Below are 17,476 nucleotides of genomic sequence, written 5' to 3'. Positions count from 1 at the left end.
CCCCCACCCGCAAGACAGGACAGAGGGTGTATTTGTTAGTTTGACTTTGTTTCCCGAGCAAGGGCCTCAGCGGCTTCTTTGAGACGATAGCTGCGTCCATCGAACTCAAGCAGATGGCAATGATGCATCAGCCGATCGAGTATCGTCGTGCTCATGGTGTTGTCTCGCAGATATGTCCCCCAGTCCTGTACGACCCGATTGGAGGTGACGATGACGCTGCGACGCAGTTTGTAGCGCTGATGTATCAGGGTCTGCAGCCATGCGCCGGCTTCGTCGGGGATGGCCCGTGCGAGGAACAGATCGTCGAGCACGAGGAGATCGCAGTCGATGATTGTTCGCATCCGGGCCTCGCGTTGCGCGGGGGCGTTCAGAGCGTGGCGGTGGAAGAAGTCATCGGTCTCAAGATACTGGACCTTGTGGCTGTGCAGGATCGCCTGATAGGCAATCGCCTTGGCGATGTGGGATTTCCCGGTGCCCGGTTTGCCGACCAGCATCGCGTTCTCGCCGGCGGCGACGAACGCCAGGGTGTGGAGCTGGAAGCAAGTTTGGCGCGGCAATTTGGGATTGAAGGCCCAGTCGAACTCGGCGAGCGTCAGTTTTTCATCGAGCCCGGATTGCTGATATCGCCGCTCGATAAGGCGGGATTGGCGACGATCCAGTTCGTCCTGCAGGATCAGGGAGAAGGTCTCGAGGAAGGGTTGGTTTGCGCCCTGCGCCTGCAGCACGCGCGTCTGCAGCGTGTCGCGGACGCCCGACAGGCGCAACTGTCGCAGGCAGCGTTCAATTTCGGGTATGGTCATCATGGGGTTGGGTCTCCAGTTTGAGGTGAGAAGGGATAGCGGGAGCGCTCGTGGCGGCGAAGCTGGTCGGGGTTGCGCAGGCGCCACGAGCGCGGGGTGGAGAGGCGCGGTCGTCGTCAGCCCCAGCCTGCCGGCCATTGTTGCCGGCATCGTGCCGCACAGCACGGCTGAAGAGGTCGCCATATTCGGCGGGCGCGCGTATCAGTGGATGATCCTGGGTGAGCTGCGATACCGGCTGTGGGGCTTCTTCAACCTGTTGCAGCGCCTGCTCAAACAGCCGCTCGACAGTCGCGCGTACGTGCTTGTAACGGTAGATGCGGTTGCTGATGGCATGAGCACAGGCCTGCTCGACCAGCCGTGTCGGATACTTCCGGCTCAGCCCGACAATGCCCCACATCGCGCGCTGTCCGGGGCGTCCCTCGGCATCGAACATATGTTGACACAGGGCCTTGGTTTGTGGGCCGATGCGGCCGGCGTTCGCCAGCAGCACGGCGGTTTGCCGTGACGGATTGAACGGCCGTTCGTTGGTCGGCAGGACGACAGAACCGGGGTGCGTCATCCGGGGATGAATCCGCAGCAGCGCATGGGTGTGGCGATCACGGATCTCGATCGTGGAAGTGTAGATGCGCACGACGACCAGACTGCCGATGGCCGCGGGCCGCGCGGCGTAATAGCTGCTGTCGACGCGTACGGTGGTGTCGTCGCAGACGGTCCGAACGACTTCAGTGAAGATGCGGAAGGGTGCGACAGGCAGCGGCCGCAGGTGCGGCCTCTCCTCCTGGAACATGGCCTCGACCTGACGGCGAGTGCTGCCGTGGATGCGCTTGGAAGCCCAGTTCTCCTCCCAGTGCCTCAAGAACTCGTTCTGCGCTTCCAGCGTCTCGAAGCGCCGTCCGGCCAGCGCGGTCCCCTGGGTATGTTGAATCGCATTCTCGACGCTCCCCTTCCGATTGGGGTCCGCCACGCGGGCCGGATCGGCGACGACGCCGTAATGAGCCAGCATCGCACTGTAGATCGGATTGAGCTCGGGCTCGTACAGATCGGGCTTGAGGACGCCTTCCTTAAGGTTGTCGAGCACCACATAGCTGACCACCCCGCCAAAATACCGAAACGCCTCTTCGTGAAGCTGCGCCCAGACTTGCTGGCTGGATTGCCAGACTACCCGCCGGAAGCTGCGCCGCGAATAGCGCAGCGTCATCACGAACAGGCGGGGACGACAGTACCGGCCGCTCTTGGGATCGATCGTCAGCGCGCCCTCGCCATAGTCGACCTGAGCCTCCTCGCCGGGGAGGAACTCTAGACGATCAAACTGCTTGGGATCGCTGTGTCGCAACGTGCGCACAAACCGCTTGACGCTTTGGTAGCTGGACTGAAAGCCAAACTGATCGACCAAGTCCTGGTAAATCGCCTGCGCATTTCGCTTCAGGCGGACCTGTTCTTCGATCCACGCCCGATGCACTTCGCAGGCCGAGCGGGCCAGGCTGCTCGTCGCTCCCGACACCCCAAAAGCCGGTGGTCGGGGTGGAGGAATTTGGTCCTCCGCGCTTGCCGAGCCGGTGGTCACTTCCCCGGGGGAATTTGCCTCCGCACCAGCCCGCTGCGCTCGGTAACGCCGAATCGTCTTGCGATCGACACCCGTCAGCCTTTGAATCTCGCGCTGGCTGGTGTTGCGATCAAGTAATGTTAGTACGGTGCTTTGCAGATGTGCCTTCAAGACGTTCAACTCCCGGTCCCCTCGCTATAGAAAGGGGATGAAAATAAACGTCCTGCCTTACCGGCTACCGCTGTTCAGTAGCGCTGCCGGTGATCATCGGGTGGGGAGTTTCAAGTGACCACACCCGGGGGATTTTGACCGACCCACGGGGGGCAAAAGCCATCTGGCCGTGGCGCTCGGCGTCGAAGCTGTCAAGGCCGGCAAGAGCGTCTACTTCTGCACGCTGGCCGATCTCATCGCAGCCTTGTCGAGGGCCGAGCGCGAGGGACGGCTGCAAGAACGCATCCGCTTCTTCTGCAGGCCCAGTCTCCTGATCGTTGACGAGATCGGTTATCTCCCGGTCATCGCCGGCGGCGGCAATCTGTTCTTCCAGCTCGTCAACGCCCGCTATGAGAAAGGTGCGATGATCCTCACATCAAATCGCGGCTTTGCAGAATGGGGCGATGTCTTTGGAGACGCCGTGGTCGCAACGGCCCTCCTCGACAGACTTTTGCATCATGCCGTCGTCGTTCAGATCGAAGGATCAAGTTACAGACTGCGCCAACATGCCGAATTGATGCCCGAACACGTCCGTTCGAAAGCATTGATAACGCCACCGTCTTTCGCCCCGCCATCACGCGAACGCGGCAGACCCCCGAAAAATGCCCAATTCTCCACGTCGTCCGGAGCGGCATAATTGGGGAATTTTACTTCGGCAATTCTGCGGAAATTTCGCCCGGTATTGACAAACGAGGGGTTGCGGGCTTGCAGATGGCGGTGTCCGCCGCAATAGAAGCCTCCCTGCATCAGGTGCGCTATGTGGGCGAATGGCACTCTCATCCTGTCGGGTCGACAACGCGGCCCAGCACGATTGACCTGCGGCAGCTGTACTGGCTGACGGAAGAACTCGAAAGCGAGGGTCTTCCGGCATTGATGGTCATTGCCGGCGACGATGGCGCGATCAGCCTTATGCTCGGCGGCAGGCAGATTTCCACTCTGCCCGGTGCCGACAAGGAGAGCTGCGCATGAGGCCGCACGCTCGCCCCGCTGATATCCAGAGTCTGTTCGCGGCCAACGCCGACACTAAGGATTTCGTGCAGGCGCGCAAACTGGAGGATGCGTACGAAGACACGATCGGGCTGTGCCTTTCAGGCGGCGGCTACCGCGCCATGATCTACCATGTCGGCGCCCTCATCAGGTTGAACGAGCTGGGCTTCCTGCCGCGCCTCGGGGAGATCGCCAGCGTGTCCGGCGGCTCGATCACGGCGGGCGTTTTGGCGCTGGCATGGCCGCGGCTCATATTTGATAACGCGGGAACGGCAACGAACCTGGGCGACCTGGTTGCTAGGCCCCTGTTGATTGCAGGAGATCACCGATTTCCCGCGATTCACCTTTATGGCTACCAACTTGCAGACTGGCAGCGGTTGGCGGTTTGGCAAGGCTTATGCAGCTGATTTTCGTGTAGGCATGATAGACCGACCGACGTTGTCGCTGGCACGGGTCGTGGCAGCATCATCCGCCTTTCCTCCCTTTCTCTCCCCTGTCCGGATCAATTTGAAGGATCAGGTCGTCCGGGCTACCGAAGGCGCGGACCTTCACCGGCAGCCGTTCACCGAGCTGGCGGTGCTCGCCGACGGCGGCGTCTACGACAACCTCGGCCTGGAACGGGTCTGGAAGCGCTGCCGGACGATCCTATTGCAAGGTGCCTTGGTGCACCGCTTACTTTCATCTGGTTAGTATATCATAAATGGCCCTATGACCGCTTCCGCACAGTATCCCCGCGCGGGTCTAGGCCTTGAAACGCGGCGGTATATAACGGATGTAAATATCAGCGAACCGCTCCGCTACGTTCTGCGGATCATCGTCGCTGGCCAACACGCGTGCAAGCGAGTCGAGCAAAAGCACCAAGTTGGCCTTTGTCAGTTGGGGGCGCGTCACTTGGAACGCGTTGAGGGCCTCTGGGCGCTTTCCCTCAAATACCAATTGGAGTATGAATCCGAGTGTAGTTAGGCGCAACACATCGTCAGCATTCATACCGTCATTAAAGCATGCCGCTCTACCAAATTCACGTAAGCAACCATAGGAGGTTCATATGGGTTGGTGGAATAGCACTGATAGCAGTGGCGATAGCGTGAGCTACAAGCAGACCGTCGACCACCATGATGGCTCGTACAAGAGCGAGAAGCTGACCTTCCACAAGGACGGTTCACACTCACACGAAGGGCTGAAAGTCAGCACTAGAGCGGTTTTCCCTTAATCGGAGTCGTTTGTTTGCAGTGAACGGCTTGTTCTGATTCCCTGATCGAAGTGATTTGCGGAAGGAGCAGCGGCATGGCACGAGCTTACAGCCTGGATTTGCGGACGCGTGTTATCGAGGCGATAGAGGCAGGCCTGTCGACCCGAGAAGCGGCACGGCGGTTTGCCATCGGGATATCGACGTCTGGTGCATGGTATCGGGCCTGGCGTTCGAGCGGCAATCTGGAACCTGGGCGGCAGGGCAAGCCGAAGGTATCGAAGCTGGACGCGCACGAGACTTTCATTCTCGCCTTGGTCGAGACCGATGAGCGGGACATCACGCTTGCCGAGATCGTCGATCGCCTTGCGGCAGAGCGCGGGGTCAAAGCCAGCCTGACGACGGTCCATGCGTTCTTCGCAAAGCGTGGCATCACGTACAAAAAAAGACAGCGCACGCGGCCGAACAGCAGCGACCGGATGTTTTGGCAGCGCGGGAAGAGTGGTTCGAAGGCCAACTCGATCTCGATCCGAGCCGCCTGATCTTCATCGACGAAAGTGGCCTCAATACCAAGATGGCCCGGCTACGAGGCCGCTCTGCGCGTGGACGTAAGCGTCCGGCGAGCGGATTTTGCTGATCGCGCAAATCGGGCGATGTTCTGGCATTAGAACCAGCATTAGTGCTGACATTAATACCAGATCGAAGAGGTTGCATGGCTCGCATGGAGATCATGTCCGGCACTGAGCGTAGGCGTCGGTGGTCGGACGAGGCGAAACTGAGGATATTGTCAGAAGCGGATCAACCTGGTGTTCGCATTGGTGATGTGGCTCGCCGGCATGACATTCATCCTGGCCAGATCCGTTTGTGGCGGCAGTCCTTCAGCTATGTTGGTCGACCAGCGATGTTCCTTCCGGTGGAAATCACCGAGGAGGTGAGCGCTACCCAGGCACCTGACACGCCACCGGCGTCAGCGGTCATCGAGATCTCGCTACGAAACGGTCGGTGTTTGAGGGTTCCGGCTGACGTGGAGCTAAGGATGCTCGGGTCGTTGATCGCTTGCGTGGAGGCGGCATGATCGGGCCTTCTGGGAATGTGCGGGTCTATCTGGCCTGCGGGGTGACCGACATGCGGCGTGGCATTGATGGACTGTCGGCGCTTGTCGAGGCGGCTATTAAGGAGGCGCCGGGCTCCGGCGCAATCTTCGGCTTCCGCGGAAAACGCGCTGATCGGATCAAACTTTTATGGTGGGATGGCCAAGGGTTTTGCCTGTTTTACAAAATTTTGGAACGCGGATACTTTCCCTGGCCGACGGCGAAAGATGGAGTTGTGCATCTGACGCAAGCTCAGTTGTCGATGCTTGTTGAGGGGATCGACTGGCGCCGACCTGCGTGGACTTCTGCTCCCGGACGAACGGGTTAAAAGCTATATTTTGCAAGGACATCCGGGGCATAATGCTGGCGCGTTAGGGGCAAATCGGCTACGTTTGCGGGTATGGAAACAACGCCGCTGGACAGTCAGGACGAGCTATCTGTTTTGCGCGCGCTCGTCGCTGAACAGGCGGCGAAACTTGAGAGCCAGGAAGCCGAAGTCATCAAGCGCGACTCCATTATCGGGCTTCTGCGCGCGCAACTGGAACTGCTCCGCCATCGGCAGCATGGCGCCTCTTCGGAAAAGATCGACCGGAAAATCGAACAATTCGAACTGATGCTGGAGGAGATCGAGGCCTCTCGTGCCGAGGCTGAGATGCGCTCCGGGAAAGCTCCTTTGCCGGAGTTGAACGACACCTCGGACAAGCCGAAGCGCAAACCGTTGCCCGATGGTCTTCCCACCGAAGAGCTGGTCTATGCCGCGCCCTGCAATTGTCCGACGTGCGGAGGCACATCGTTCCTGAAGGCCGCAGACAAGGTGGTCCAGGTGATGGAGCACGTGCCGGCGTCCATCAAGATTGTCCGTCATGTCGAAAAGCGCATGATCTGCAGGGAGTGCGACACGACGGTAGCGGGTGAGATGCCGACCCTGCCGATCGAACGCGGCAAGCCCGGACCGGGATTGCTCGCCCATATCATGGTCGCCAAATTCGACGATCATATCCCTCTCTACCGCCTATCCGAGATGTACGACCGGCTGGGGATTGACATCTCTCGCTCTGTCATGGCGGACTGGGTTGGCCGCGTGTCCGTTTTGCTTGCGCCGCTCGTCTTGGCTATCAGGGCGCACATCGCCGCGCTTGACCGAATACATACGGACGATACCCCGGTCGATGTTCTCGACCCTGGGCGAGGAAAGACAAAAACTGGCAGGGTTTGGGTCTATGTCTTCGATGGCAGCGGTTATCAAGATCCCACTCCCGGAGCAATCGCCTATTACTATAGCCCCGACCGAAAGGGCGTGCATCCGGCTGACCACCTCGCAAACTTCAGCGGCGTCATGCATGCTGATGGCTATGGAGGTTACAAGAAGCTCTACGGCAACCAGATCGTCGAGGCCGCGTGCATGGCGCATTCGCGCCGCAAGTTCCACGATGTGATCAAGCTGAAGCCATCTCCGATCGCCGACGAGGCGCTGTCGCGCATCGGTGCGCTCTACGATATCGAGGATCGCATCCGCGGCATGCCTGCCGACGAGCGACGCAAACTGCGCCAACAACATGCCAAGCCCATACTGGGAGAGCTGAAGGTCTGGATCGAGGCTACGCTTTCGACGCTGCCACAGAAGCAGAAGCTGGCTGAAGCGATGCGATATGCCCTCTCGCGGTGGGCAGCGTTGAGCGTTTACATCGACGATGGCCGTGTTGAGATCGACAACAATATAGCCGAGCGCGCCATGAGACCGCTTGGAATCGGAAGAAAAAACTGGCTATTTGCCGGGTCAGACAAGGGCGGTGAGCGCATCGCCAATATCCTGACCATCATTGAGACTGCCAAACTCCATGGCCACAATCCGGAGATCTATCTGAAAGACGTCCTGACCCGGATACAGGATCACCCCAAGGACCGCCTCCAGGAATTACTGCCGTGGCTTTGGACGCCGGCGAAAGACCGATGCGAGGCTGCGTGATGGCACGTTCAAGGTTCATCTATACGCTGAAAGAAGTCGCCAGCATGATCGGCGAGAACCTCGAACTCATCGAGGAGGTGACCGCCAACTCGGACAATATCGCCGAGGGCGAATTGGTTTATGTGCGCGATGGCACTGAAGATGGCACGAAGGGTCTAACCCAGAATGGTATCGACGACCTTCAAAGTCTCCTCGCTGTTGATGGCTTTTCAAAAGCGCGTCTAAACGACGACAAGCGTTTGGTGCTTGTGGACGGAACAAAAAGGCGGCCTTTGCAGGCCGCCGAGTGTGGAGGATGTGTGCTTTAGAGCGAGGACGGGGCTTTTTCGATATCGCTGTGATCGGTCGGTGTTCGTTGCTGCTCCTGGATAAGTTCCTGGAGTTGGACGCCGTAGTGAGACCAGATGCTATCGGCGAGATCGTTGAGGAGCTCGAAGACAGCGAGCGCCTGTTCGGGTGTCCATTCGGGATTGATGAGGAAGTGGATACCACGACTGAGGCCGGACGGTTGAGGATCTGGTTTCATGCTGCGGGCACCTTTTCGCCGGAGGAGCGGCTGGTGCGTTTTTCGCGCTGTGCCTTTGATCGCTCGGCCGCTTCCTTGAAGCGGTAGGAATCGCCTTCGATGGAGATCACCTCGGATCGGTGCATGAGGCGGTCGACGAGGCTGACGACGCAGGCGGCATTGGGAAAGACCTCCGACCAATCAGCGAAGGGTCTGTTGGTGGTGATGATGGTTGAGCGTTTTTCGTAGCGCCGGCTGATGAGTTCGAACAGCAGGTCCGCATGACGGTTCGAGTAGGACAGATACCCGACCTCGTCGATCGCAAGAACGTCGGCGGCGGCGTAGTGGTGAAGGCGTCGGCGCAAGGCTGCGTCGCTGTCGAGGGCGGCGAGTTCGCCGAGCATCTCGCTGGCGGTTCGGAAGACGACGGTGTGACCGCAGATGAGCGCCTGGTGAGCGACATTGCGAGCAAGTGTCGATTTCCCGACGCCGTTGGGGCCGATAAAGACGATGTTGGCGGCATCGTTCATGAAGGACAGGGTCATCAGATCCTCGACGGCGGCGCGGTCGATGCGGCGAGGCCAGTGCCAGTCATAATCGGACAGTTGCTTGAAGTGGCCGAGCCTGGCGGCACGCGTGCGTCGCCGCATCGAACGGTCGGAGCGCTCCTCTTCTTCCCATTGAAGGACGGCGGCCAGCCAGTCCGCGTCAGCGATTTCGTCCCAATGGGTGATCAGGCCATTGAGGCGCAACGCCTTGGCCCGGTTGAGCAGGATGTCGGGATTATTCATCATCTTTGCCTCCAAGGGTCAGTTGGTCGTAGCTGTCGAGGCGATGCGGCCGTACCGTCGTATCCTTGCGCCGCACGTGTTCGGGCAGGCTCGTTTCGACCGGCGGCGGAGCACCGCGGGCGACCCGGCGGCGTTCCAGTACGTCGCGAACCGACCTCGAATGGGAGGCGCCGGCATGCAAAGCTTCCTCGACGGCGGCCTGCAGTTCCTGCGCGCCGTACAGGTCAAGCAGTTTCAGCAACGCGTTTGTGATCGCACCGATATTGGAGCCACGCTCGGCGGCCCGGATCATCAGGGTCTGGCAGGCCGGCACGGCGCGGGTCAGGCTGTTGAGGCCGCGATGCTGGCGCGCCTCGCGCTTGATTGCGACGAGTGCCTTGAGGTGCTGAGGGTCCTCGATCTGCTGGTCGCGATCATAGCTGCGACGGTGACTGGCGATCATCTTTGCGCCGTCGAAGACGCGGACCAGGCCGAGATCGGCGCGCACGCTGAGCGTGCGCCGGACATGAGCATGCGGTACCGAGTAATCGTTGAGGTCGAAGCGCACATAGGGCGTTTTGCCAACCTTGGCGGCGACCTGCTCCTCGACGGGGTATGGGTTGGCGGGCAGCGGCAGAAGCAGTGGCTGCTCTTGCGCAAACGCCTGGCGGACCGTCATCGTCCGGTCCTCGGGGCATGGCCGGTCGGCTGCCTGGTTGCGGCACCACTGTTCGGCCTGGGCGTTCAGATCGTCGAGATCGGTGAACTTGCGGGCGATGAAGAATGCTTCCCTTATATGCCGTATGGCGCGCTCGACGCGGCCTTTTTCGTTGCCCCGGGCAACCGCGACAGGACGTGGCTCGAACCGATAGAAGCCGGCGAAGGCAAGCAGCGTCGGATGGAAGCGGATCGCATCGCCCTGGCGCTCGAGCACCGCACTCTTGAGATTGTCGTAGAGCAGGACCCTGGGCAGCCCGCACCATGTGTTGAACGCGCCGACGTGACCGCGCAGGAAGTTTTCCATGCGCGCGTCGAGGAAGAAGCGCAGGTAGATGTCGCGTGAGTAAGAAAGCACCATCACGAACGCCATGAGCGGCCGGCGGGCGTTGCCGATCTCGATGTGACCGAAGTGGGCCCAGTCGACCTGTCCCTGCTCGCCCGGCAATGTGCGCAGCCGCAGGAACGCCTCGGCCGGCTTGCGGGGACGGTGCAGGGCGACCAGGTGCCGAAAGTGCGTCGGCAAGCCCCGGTAGCCGCGCTCGCGCACCATCGCATAAAGGCGGCTGGCGGTCAGCGAGGGGAACTTTTCCAGCGTCTGCTCAATGAATGGAAGATACGGGTCAATGATTGAGGCCTCTCTGCAGCGGCTTGTGCCGGGGCAATCCCGCCTGGGCCAGAACGCGATGCACCGTCGTGTGATGGACATGCAATTGCCTGGCGATGGTGCCGCAGCGCCACTTCTCGGCGTGATACAGGCGCAGGATCTGCGCTTCCAGTTCGGGGCTGATGGTCATGATACGGGCTCTCCGTCTGCGTAGTCAGCTTCACGGGCATAACGAGGCCCCCGGCGACGCACGAAGCCGGTGCGAACGAACGGCGACAGTCGACAGTCGCAGCGCCGACAGCACGGCGTGGGCATGACCGATGTCGTCGCCCGCCCGGCGACGTCAGCAAAAGCAGCGACGACATCGTTCGAGGGACTGACCAGTAGTGAACCGGCAGGAGATGCAGGTGGAGAATGATGCGTCACTTTATTGTGCCGAGCCCGATATCGTCGGGCCCGGACCGCATGAGCCAGGCGTCCCCGGCGGCTGCGCTGATAACGTCGCCCCGCCTCGCGCACACTCTCGCGGCGGGCAGCACGGGCGCAGTCCTGGCCGCAGTAGCGCTGTCCCCGGTCGCAGCTGCGGCAGATCGTTACCTGCGAACGGCAGCGGCCGCACAGAAAGAAGCGGCCCGTGAGCATCCGCGACGATCCTTTCGGAGCGCCGCTGGGAGTTCGGGGAAAAGGTCGACGGAATGCGCTGACAATGCGATAATGCAGTCGCGCACCGTCAGTGGAGCGTGACACCGAGCCCGGACTTGCCAGTTGAGATCGGTGTTACGCCGGATTGTTTCTGGGCGCTGATTACCCGCAGATCTACCACAAGGCACGCGCATGGCGGGGTACGTCGAAAGCCGCCTCAGGGCGGCTGGAGACGTGCCCCGCGTCTATCCCTTCAACCTCCCATGATCAGCACCGCGCCGCAAAGGCGGCCGCCCGCTACAGCGCTAGTTGAAGAGCGCGCGGGCGGCCGCCTTTGCTCTTCCAGCGCTTCAGATCTTGTCGTCGTTTATCAGCGGGTTTCGACCGTCTTCGACACCTCGCCGACATACGGACGTGGGATGGTGGAATCCGCCAGTTCCTCGTCGATGAACAATGCGATCCTGAGATGATCGACCGTGTCATGGTCGATCAGGTGAAGCGCGTCCCATAGATTCGGCCAATCGAGCGCGCGAAAATGCGTTCGCCGGACGCTAACGCGTGGACAGCGTTGCCGGGCGGCTGTTCCTCATGGGCACTGGAAATCCACGACCTTCACGGCCGGCCTGCGCCTCGACGGGATCGTCGCGCCCTGGCTCCTGGACGGCGCCATGGATGGCGAAGCATTCCTGGTCTACTTGCGCCGCGTCCTCGTGCCGACGCTTCAACCCGACGATGTCGTCGTGATGGACAACCTGCCTGCTCATAAAGTGGTCGGTGTCCGCGAAATCATCGAGGCTGCGGGGGCTTCCCTTCGCTATCTTCCGCCCTACTCCCCGGACTTTAACCCCATTGAGATGGCCTTCGCCAAGCTGAAGGCTTTACTGCGAAAGGCAGCAGCCCGGTCCATCCCGGAATTATGGGACGCCGTGGCCGTCGCCATCGATCGTTTCCACCCCAAAGAATGCGAAAACCTGTTCGCCCACGCCGGCTACGATGCCTAACCGTGATTATCCAGAAACTGCTCTAGTGATGGCAGCGGAGGAAGCGGTGGCATCTTCTCCTTTTTCCGCAGCGGCAGTAAAGATAAGTAGCTCAATATCTTTTAACTACATTCGGATGAAACAGAAATCGACGAACCTCCGGCCGTCGATTTCACTGCTAACTGCCAGGCGTATGCACCCTATAGCGTAGGGCCTTAGCTCGACCTCGGCCTCATACGTTCACTGTCAATCGGGGCAGCCGTGGTTTATCCAATCTACAATTGTTAGTATGTCGGGGTCCGAAACCGCCGGGCCTCCGCCAGGCATTTGGCGTACGCCAGGCAGAGTGCCCCGGAGGGCCAATACAATGTTGGCGAACTCACCTTGATCCCCGATCTTGCCGGGCGCTGGTACGACCCCGGGCTGAATAAGCGGCATCCCTCTTGCGACACCTGCCTTCAATTGTGTGTTCGTAAAGTCTCCATAGAAATCCGGAAATGTCGTATCTTTGTGCTTTGCCTGTAAATCAACGGGGCCTATCTTTGCCTTCGAAGCGGCCGCAGCAGCGTTGAGTATTTTGTTAACATCTATAAATCTTACCATTGCATTTCCTCTTTCAATGTTGAATTGAAGCCAGATATTTCTCGGCCACAATAGTGAATATGTGGCTGATATTAATTCGCCTTGGGGGCAGCTGCTTTCCTGGAAACATTTGAGAGAGTTGGTCTTGCGCTTGGGTATCATGACAGGAGAAGCAATTTGGAGCGCCAATGCCTGGTTGTTGCGTGAACGACTCCATTGACATGTTAGAAAGACGGTTTTCACCTGCCAACCGAGAATCATCATCTGGAAACGCCTGCCCGGCGTCGAACTTGTCGCCGCGGGGCTTATCCATCCACACAGCGCCTACTAGTCGATAATTGCGTCGCCAATCTTTCTTGTGAGGATCATTGGAGGTGAATAGTTCTCCAATATGCTTGTTCAGCGTGTATACGGCCGGATCTTCCCACGGAGCCTCAGGCACTCGTTCATCCTCGGGCGGCTGGATCGATGACGCGCCAGGAAACATTCGGTAAACTGATGTGGCGGTGCCAAATTTCTGATTGACCCCGATAGTCTGTAAGAGAGCTTTATTTGCGAGCTCGACCGAGGTCCTTGCCTCGAACAACGCATAGGAGCGATCCGAACCTCCAATAACCTGGGATGGCGTCTTGGTGGGATCCGGGTTTGCTTCAGCCGCAGGTGCAATGTCCCGATTGCCAGCCGCATCGGAATGCTCAAACGTTGCCCAAATCAACTCCGGATGCCCGTCAATTGCGCCAACAACATGCAGTCCGAGCAGCGCGACATTGACGAGTCGCGGCGGCCGGGATTTGTCGATGACAAGATGGCTTCCCCCTCCCGCGGTATCGGCTTCGTTCTTTAGGTAGGGAACTTTTGCCTGGGTCACTATATAATTAGAATAATTGCTTTTGGGCCCATCAATGATCATCCAAGATGATTTGAACTCGACTGCCCCAGGCCGAAATTCCAATTCGGCCGGCACAGGCCTTAACGCCCTCACCTTCTCATCCTCGCTCGCTGGATCAGCGAGCAGGCGCTCCATTTCGTCTAATCCATTGGCCTTTACGAAGTCGGCAAATACCTGATTTACGTGAATCGTGTAGAATATCGGGTTGTGGTTCTGATCAACCAATATAGCTCCAGCGCCACCCTGCGAAGCTTGCATGACTCCATCCGTAAGTACTGGTACAGGATCACCTGCGTTCAACGTCGCATCGCTTCGTTTGACACGTTCGATGACATTTAGGATTGGTTCAATGTTACGCACCGACAGCGACATGACCTCAACGGTGTCTCTTTTCTTGCCACCGGATTTTGAGAATACCTTCGGGAATGCCTTTTCGATGGTTGGGTAAGAGAGAAAGGACGGGCGTTTGTCGTAGCCCTTTTGAGTGGCGAACAGGAATTCTTGCCACGCCCAATTGTAGAAGGCGCAATCATTTTCTGTCGCAGGGGCTGGCAGGCCATTTAACGGCGCGCTGGTAGATCCGTTCTTTGGGAGGAATTTGTCGGGGGCAGCGACCTGACAGTCCTCGGCCATTGCCGCACTGAATGGGCCACATACCAAAATAACAACAGCCGCAACACGCAGCGCCAAGGCCTTCATTGCGGTCCCTCCGTCAAACAAATGTTGGCTCCACCTGTAACATCCTCCGTTCCGGCCTTCCATAAGAATTTATATTGATCGACAAAGTACAAATCGCCCCCTCCCAAACCTTGGTTTTTCCAGAGTGATCGTTTTGATTGTCAGAGAGGACCAGTTGGCAGACGAAGCAGCTCATACATGGCGACGGGTCTAGCAGTGGGCAGCATAGGATACATACTCTGCGGAGAACGGCGACGCAGCATCAATACGCAATTAGGGCAAAGGACAGGCCGGGGCGGTCGAAAGCCAACGGTTTAGGACCGCAGCCAAGCGAAGACCGGCACGGCCCAGCTGTTCATCGACAATCGGAAGGGATTTCTCATAATAAGGGGTCTCTAGCGTGGCACCCGTAACAATTCCTGCGGCCGCGTCTTTCGCCAAGGCATGGGCCTCCAGCGTCCACGCAGTCGGGTCCAGCGTTACTGACGCCTCCGGATGCTTGAGAAGCCAGTCGCCCTCGAGGCGGTCCACATAGGCTCCCCAGGCGTAGGTCGTTTGCTTGATGATCGTGCTGTCCCAAACGGCGTGGAGGTTATCGTCTGCTATTTTCGGTGGAGACTTGATCAACCCCCCGAACTTCACCATTACCTTTATGTCATTGCCTCCGTTGCCTTCGGCAACCGTATGGAAGGGCTGGTGGAGGTCCCCGACAAAGTGAATTAGATAGCGCAGGCTGTCGCGCCGCTGCATGGGGTCAGTAGCGCAAGTTATTTCATGTTCGGCCCGGTCGATTTCCGCGATCCCGCAGTCACCCTTCGAGCTCGCTGCGCATTCAGATACCGGATCATAGACACTGTCCGCCAATGGAATATCCACGAAATGCCAATTGTAAGTCTCGGGATGTGGGCCAGAACGAACATCGTCGGCCCAACTCGCGACTGAGGCCATGGAGATTTCGCCGCCGAGAATGCGCTTGACCTCCGCTAGGGCCGTTGCCGAAAGACGGCGTTGCGCAATTTCCGCTACGATCGCATGTCCCTCTTGGCCCCAACCCCAAGCTTGGCTGCAGGTCGCACCCGCGAGCAAGGTCCCAATAATAATGGCTTTCATTGTCATTTCCCCAAATGATCAGACACGTCGTCGGCAGTCACCAGCGATTCAGGCACGGCCTTCACGGAACAATTTCGCTTCTAACTTGCGCCGTGTGATAAGCCCTGGAACGTAAGGAATTTCCCAGAGACGGGCCATGTTCTCGATCTCAGCGGGGATCTTATCAAACTCCTTGTTTCTCATGTGAGTGAAGATATTTCGCATCTCCTGGTAGCGTCCCTTCAGATCTTTTTCCGGTTTGACTTTGAAGGATGATCCGCGGTTGTAGTCGAGAGACACAAGAGCGCCCAAGGACTTTGCACTGAGGAATTGTGTGTTCAGAAGGACGTCTTCGACTTCACCGGTATATCTCGGCACTCCCTTCTCGGTGAATTGTCGATACGCCGTATCGTAGTCAACATCGAACGGCGCCATACTTGGAATGAGATCGCCGGCCTTGCCACCCTTCACGCCACATGCCGCCGAGAGATTATCAATGTCTTTGTCGGATATGTACCCTGCCCAGTCGGCCCTCAGTCGCTCCTTCGTGACATAACCGATGTCATAGCCAATACCGCAGGTTACCCCAGACCTATCTCCTGGCCACACCAATCCCGTATACTTTCTCCTATAGACATTTTTGCTGGTCACTTCGAAAAACACGATCATCTGGATCGCTTCGTCGGCTATTTTCCTTTTCGATATCGGACCATTGGAAATGCCGGCAACGGCCACGAGGCCATCCGCCATCGCATCTTTGGCCTCAATGCTCGCGCCGGCGCCCTCAAGGACAACATCAGCATCTTGAAGGGTGGCGATTGTCTGTGCGACGTCTTCATCGGCGGCTCTCGCAGGGCCGATTGCCCCCAGGCCTGCGGAAAGGGAGCCACCGATCACTAGTTCACGCCTATTCATTTCATGTCCTCCGTTCTCAAATCGAGGTGCGCCTTGCAGCCGTTGATTTCGCTGCCCGACGTTTCACAAATCCAGTCTCGGGTCTCCTTCGCGGTCACATTTTGACTGGCCATATTGGTAGCTGCGACGCAACTCGAGGCCATCGTGTCCTCGGATGTCTCGACATTGTAAGAGATGACGCCTTCGACCCGTCGCGGTCGGCCCTCTGGAATGAGGTCGGTAGGCTGACAGCCCCTGTTGGTCCCGACATAGACCGGTCCACCAGAATCGCCTTGGCAGAACGCGCCATTGTAGTCTGTTGGGACGAACGTCAGGTGCTCACCGTCTTGGATGAGCGGCGGCGGCATAGTCACGTAGAACTTGCCGATAGGGGCCGCGGTATTCGAGATACCGTACCCTGCGAGCGTGGCATAAGCATCAAACTCCGTGGACAGCGTCGCGCCGGGAAACTCTTTTGGATCGAATGGCTGGGGCAAGTGCACAAGCGCGATGTCGTGGGAACTTGACGATGGATCGACATCATAGAGGCGATGAACGATAGCCCGGTCGCCATATCGCACTTTGTCGACATCGTTCAAGGCCGAGTTCTGGGCAATAACCTTTATGGCATGTTCCTCTGAGGCGGGATCAAACACAAAATCTCCGCCGATCGGTCGATTAAGCGCGTTATTGGCCCCTTCGGCGGACTTTTTGCTGGTAATGCAATGTGCAGCAGTAAGTACCCAGTCCGCGCCGACTATCGTGCCTGTGCAAAGTTCCGCAGTCGGTCTGTCTGGCTGCAAAATTTCCAGCTTGACCACCTCCGGAAACTGACGTGCAGAAAATTTCTGCTGACCCCCCTGGTTGCTCGGCTTTAAATCCAACGGCTTGTTGCAGCCAAGATAGTCACTGTCATTCCCGCCTTTGGCTACTGCCTGCCTAAACCAGTCGGCGGGATCGTCGGCAGCGAGCGTTGTAAAAGTCTTTAGGGGAAGAGCAGGATCAGGGGTAACGTTGATTTTCGTATCGTCGGGAAGCGGATCTAAAGGATTAATGATGCACGTCGGGCATCCTTTTCGCTCGATTTTGAAACCGCCATCCGTGTCTTCATGGCCGATGGCCTCAAAATCGATTTGCGGATTCTCAAATCCATAGCCCGGCGCCTTAAAGAACTGAACCAATGGGACTTTATTCGGTTGGCCAAGCTTTGCGGCGTCGAGGGTTTTGCTAAAATCCAGTTGGAATTGTCCGTTCTGGGTCAGGTCACCGGCGAAGGTTTGACCGACCAGCGCGAATACCAACGTTGCCGCCAAAACTAGTTTCACTTGGCCAACACTCCA

The 17,476-nt window shown here is 58.5% G+C and carries 17 protein-coding genes and 3 pseudogenes; 10 read left to right on the top strand and 10 right to left on the bottom strand.

The window, feature by feature from the left end; all coding sequences use genetic code 11:
- Positions 1–35: 35 nt before the first annotated feature.
- Positions 36–803 carry an IS21-like element helper ATPase IstB gene (gene istB / locus ACFSOZ_RS23240; RefSeq protein ID WP_095090151.1) on the bottom strand — a complete coding sequence of 256 codons (768 nt, stop codon included), beginning with the start codon at positions 801–803 and terminating at the stop codon, positions 36–38.
- Positions 781–2,534, bottom strand: a pseudogene (gene istA / locus ACFSOZ_RS23235) (IS21 family transposase); the annotation flags it as partial. The gene istB (ACFSOZ_RS23240) and the pseudogene istA (ACFSOZ_RS23235), both read right to left, overlap by 23 nt.
- A gap of 122 nt (positions 2,535–2,656) precedes the next feature.
- On the opposite strand from istA (ACFSOZ_RS23235), the pseudogene ACFSOZ_RS23230 reads away from it, so the two are divergent.
- From ACFSOZ_RS23230 to ACFSOZ_RS23190, 9 genes and pseudogenes are all read left to right on the top strand, one after another.
- Positions 2,657–3,190: pseudogene (locus tag ACFSOZ_RS23230) on the top strand (ATP-binding protein); the annotation flags it as partial.
- 74 nt (positions 3,191–3,264) lie between these two features.
- The gene (locus ACFSOZ_RS23225) at positions 3,265–3,522 is read left to right on the top strand and encodes a Mov34/MPN/PAD-1 family protein (protein ID WP_379102015.1); all 258 of its coding nucleotides are present in this window, start codon (positions 3,265–3,267) and stop codon (positions 3,520–3,522) included.
- Complete coding sequence (locus tag ACFSOZ_RS23220) at positions 3,519–3,947, top strand: patatin-like phospholipase family protein (RefSeq protein WP_379101775.1); 429 nt, start codon at positions 3,519–3,521, stop codon at positions 3,945–3,947. The genes ACFSOZ_RS23225 and ACFSOZ_RS23220 overlap by 4 nt, the downstream gene beginning before the upstream one ends.
- Complete coding sequence (locus ACFSOZ_RS23215; RefSeq protein WP_379101773.1) at positions 3,889–4,230, top strand: patatin-like phospholipase family protein; 342 nt, start codon at positions 3,889–3,891, stop codon at positions 4,228–4,230. The genes ACFSOZ_RS23220 and ACFSOZ_RS23215 overlap by 59 nt, the downstream gene beginning before the upstream one ends.
- Positions 4,231–4,824: 594 nt before the next feature.
- Positions 4,825–5,268: an IS630 transposase-related protein gene (locus ACFSOZ_RS23210; RefSeq protein ID WP_379101771.1), complete on the top strand. Its 444-nt coding sequence runs from the start codon at positions 4,825–4,827 to the stop codon at positions 5,266–5,268.
- Positions 5,269–5,438: 170 nt separating this feature from the next.
- Complete coding sequence (gene tnpA, locus ACFSOZ_RS23205) at positions 5,439–5,801, top strand: IS66-like element accessory protein TnpA (protein WP_379101770.1); 363 nt, start codon at positions 5,439–5,441, stop codon at positions 5,799–5,801.
- Positions 5,798–6,145: an IS66 family insertion sequence element accessory protein TnpB gene (gene tnpB / locus ACFSOZ_RS23200; protein ID WP_379101768.1), complete on the top strand. Its 348-nt coding sequence runs from the start codon at positions 5,798–5,800 to the stop codon at positions 6,143–6,145. The genes tnpA and tnpB overlap by 4 nt, the downstream gene beginning before the upstream one ends.
- Positions 6,146–6,217: 72 nt before the next feature.
- Positions 6,218–7,783, top strand: coding sequence for an IS66 family transposase (gene tnpC, locus ACFSOZ_RS23195; protein ID WP_379101766.1), 1,566 nt, complete (start codon positions 6,218–6,220; stop codon positions 7,781–7,783).
- Positions 7,783–8,091 (top strand): hypothetical protein, encoded by a 309-nt coding sequence (locus ACFSOZ_RS23190; protein WP_379102013.1) that lies wholly within the window; start codon positions 7,783–7,785, stop codon positions 8,089–8,091. The genes tnpC and ACFSOZ_RS23190 overlap by 1 nt, the downstream gene beginning before the upstream one ends.
- Here the strand turns inward: ACFSOZ_RS23190 and ACFSOZ_RS23185 are convergent.
- Genes ACFSOZ_RS23185 through ACFSOZ_RS23170 form a run of 4 tightly spaced genes read right to left on the bottom strand, consistent with a single transcriptional unit; the run spans position 8,088 to position 10,572 of the window.
- Positions 8,088–8,309 carry a hypothetical protein gene (locus ACFSOZ_RS23185; RefSeq protein ID WP_095085189.1) on the bottom strand — a complete coding sequence of 74 codons (222 nt, stop codon included), beginning with the start codon at positions 8,307–8,309 and terminating at the stop codon, positions 8,088–8,090. The genes ACFSOZ_RS23190 and ACFSOZ_RS23185 overlap by 4 nt on opposite strands.
- Positions 8,306–9,082, bottom strand: coding sequence for an IS21-like element helper ATPase IstB (gene istB / locus ACFSOZ_RS23180; protein ID WP_206073656.1), 777 nt, complete (start codon positions 9,080–9,082; stop codon positions 8,306–8,308). Before istB (ACFSOZ_RS23180) ends, ACFSOZ_RS23185 begins: the two co-directional genes overlap by 4 nt.
- The gene (gene istA / locus ACFSOZ_RS23175; RefSeq protein ID WP_379102011.1) at positions 9,072–10,370 is read right to left on the bottom strand and encodes an IS21 family transposase; all 1,299 of its coding nucleotides are present in this window, start codon (positions 10,368–10,370) and stop codon (positions 9,072–9,074) included. Before istA (ACFSOZ_RS23175) ends, istB (ACFSOZ_RS23180) begins: the two co-directional genes overlap by 11 nt.
- Before the next feature lie 28 nt (positions 10,371–10,398).
- Positions 10,399–10,572: a helix-turn-helix domain-containing protein gene (locus tag ACFSOZ_RS23170; protein WP_379101765.1), complete on the bottom strand. Its 174-nt coding sequence runs from the start codon at positions 10,570–10,572 to the stop codon at positions 10,399–10,401.
- Positions 10,573–11,581: 1,009 nt separating this feature from the next.
- Here ACFSOZ_RS23170 and ACFSOZ_RS23165 point away from each other — a divergent pair.
- Positions 11,582–12,025, top strand: a pseudogene (locus ACFSOZ_RS23165) (IS630 family transposase); the annotation flags it as partial.
- A 595-nt stretch (positions 12,026–12,620) separates the two neighbouring features.
- On the opposite strand, the gene ACFSOZ_RS23160 reads toward ACFSOZ_RS23165, so the two are convergent.
- From ACFSOZ_RS23160 to ACFSOZ_RS23145, 4 genes are all read right to left on the bottom strand, one after another.
- Positions 12,621–14,174 (bottom strand): hypothetical protein, encoded by a 1,554-nt coding sequence (locus ACFSOZ_RS23160; RefSeq protein WP_379101763.1) that lies wholly within the window; start codon positions 14,172–14,174, stop codon positions 12,621–12,623.
- A 252-nt stretch (positions 14,175–14,426) separates the two neighbouring features.
- A complete protein-coding gene (locus ACFSOZ_RS23155) occupies positions 14,427–15,263 on the bottom strand; it encodes a S1/P1 nuclease (protein WP_379101761.1) in 837 nt (278 codons plus the stop codon).
- A 48-nt stretch (positions 15,264–15,311) separates the two neighbouring features.
- A complete protein-coding gene (locus tag ACFSOZ_RS23150; protein ID WP_379101759.1) occupies positions 15,312–16,157 on the bottom strand; it encodes a lysozyme family protein in 846 nt (281 codons plus the stop codon).
- On the bottom strand, positions 16,154–17,461 hold the full coding sequence (locus ACFSOZ_RS23145; protein WP_379101758.1) for a trypsin-like serine protease: 1,308 nt from the start codon (positions 17,459–17,461) through the stop codon (positions 16,154–16,156). The genes ACFSOZ_RS23150 and ACFSOZ_RS23145 overlap by 4 nt, the downstream gene beginning before the upstream one ends.
- Positions 17,462–17,476 lie beyond the last annotated feature (15 nt).

The organism is Mesorhizobium newzealandense (genome assembly GCF_042682145.1).
GTDB classification, from domain to species: Bacteria; Pseudomonadota; Alphaproteobacteria; order Rhizobiales; family Rhizobiaceae; genus Mesorhizobium; species Mesorhizobium newzealandense.
Note: the sequence above shows the minus strand (reverse complement) of the source record. Positions and strands in the feature narration are given on the sequence as shown.

Bases quoted from the DNA above. Each gene is read 5' to 3' on its own strand.
- istB (WP_095090151.1), bottom strand. From the start codon at position 803: ATGATGACCATACCCGAAATTGAACGCTGCCTGCGACAGTTGCGCCTG.
- ACFSOZ_RS23225 (WP_379102015.1), top strand. From the start codon at position 3,265: ATGGCGGTGTCCGCCGCAATAGAAGCCTCCCTGCATCAGGTGCGCTAT.
- ACFSOZ_RS23220 (WP_379101775.1), top strand. From the start codon at position 3,519: ATGAGGCCGCACGCTCGCCCCGCTGATATCCAGAGTCTGTTCGCGGCC.
- ACFSOZ_RS23215 (WP_379101773.1), top strand. From the start codon at position 3,889: ATGGCTACCAACTTGCAGACTGGCAGCGGTTGGCGGTTTGGCAAGGCT.
- ACFSOZ_RS23210 (WP_379101771.1), top strand. From the start codon at position 4,825: ATGGCACGAGCTTACAGCCTGGATTTGCGGACGCGTGTTATCGAGGCG.
- tnpA (WP_379101770.1), top strand. From the start codon at position 5,439: ATGGCTCGCATGGAGATCATGTCCGGCACTGAGCGTAGGCGTCGGTGG.
- tnpB (WP_379101768.1), top strand. From the start codon at position 5,798: ATGATCGGGCCTTCTGGGAATGTGCGGGTCTATCTGGCCTGCGGGGTG.
- tnpC (WP_379101766.1), top strand. From the start codon at position 6,218: ATGGAAACAACGCCGCTGGACAGTCAGGACGAGCTATCTGTTTTGCGC.
- ACFSOZ_RS23190 (WP_379102013.1), top strand. From the start codon at position 7,783: ATGGCACGTTCAAGGTTCATCTATACGCTGAAAGAAGTCGCCAGCATG.
- ACFSOZ_RS23185 (WP_095085189.1), bottom strand. From the start codon at position 8,309: ATGAAACCAGATCCTCAACCGTCCGGCCTCAGTCGTGGTATCCACTTC.
- istB (WP_206073656.1), bottom strand. From the start codon at position 9,082: ATGATGAATAATCCCGACATCCTGCTCAACCGGGCCAAGGCGTTGCGC.
- ACFSOZ_RS23170 (WP_379101765.1), bottom strand. From the start codon at position 10,572: ATGACCATCAGCCCCGAACTGGAAGCGCAGATCCTGCGCCTGTATCAC.
- ACFSOZ_RS23160 (WP_379101763.1), bottom strand. From the start codon at position 14,174: ATGAAGGCCTTGGCGCTGCGTGTTGCGGCTGTTGTTATTTTGGTATGT.
- ACFSOZ_RS23155 (WP_379101761.1), bottom strand. From the start codon at position 15,263: ATGAAAGCCATTATTATTGGGACCTTGCTCGCGGGTGCGACCTGCAGC.
- ACFSOZ_RS23150 (WP_379101759.1), bottom strand. From the start codon at position 16,157: ATGAATAGGCGTGAACTAGTGATCGGTGGCTCCCTTTCCGCAGGCCTG.